Annotated in this window: 1 pseudogene; it reads left to right on the top strand. The window is 39.2% G+C overall.

The annotated features are described in order from the left end of the window. Positions 1 to 23: 23 nt before the first annotated feature. Positions 24 to 278 (top strand): annotated as a pseudogene (locus EUU22_RS15365) (cytochrome b N-terminal domain-containing protein); the annotation flags it as partial.

Genomic DNA, 278 nt, shown 5'->3' with positions numbered 1-278 from the left:
TCATATTTAAAGAAACATGAAACATCGGAGTAATCCTTTTCTTTCTCGTCATAGCCACTGCCTTTGTAGGGTACGTCCTTCCATGGGGCCAAATATCATTCTGAGGGGCTACAGTAATTACAAATCTTCTTTCTGCTGTACCGTACATTGGAAGCGTACTTGTCCAATGAATCTGAGGGGGATTTTCAGTAGACAACGCCACCCTAACTCGATTTTTTACATTTCATTTTCTTCTTCCTTTTATGATTGTGGGGGTCACAATAATTCACCTTTTATTT

Source organism: Ciceribacter ferrooxidans, from assembly GCF_004137355.1.
GTDB classification, from domain to species: Bacteria; Pseudomonadota; Alphaproteobacteria; order Rhizobiales; family Rhizobiaceae; genus Allorhizobium; species Allorhizobium ferrooxidans.
The sequence above is the reverse complement of the archived record's forward strand: the minus strand, read 5'-3'. Positions and strand labels throughout refer to the sequence as shown.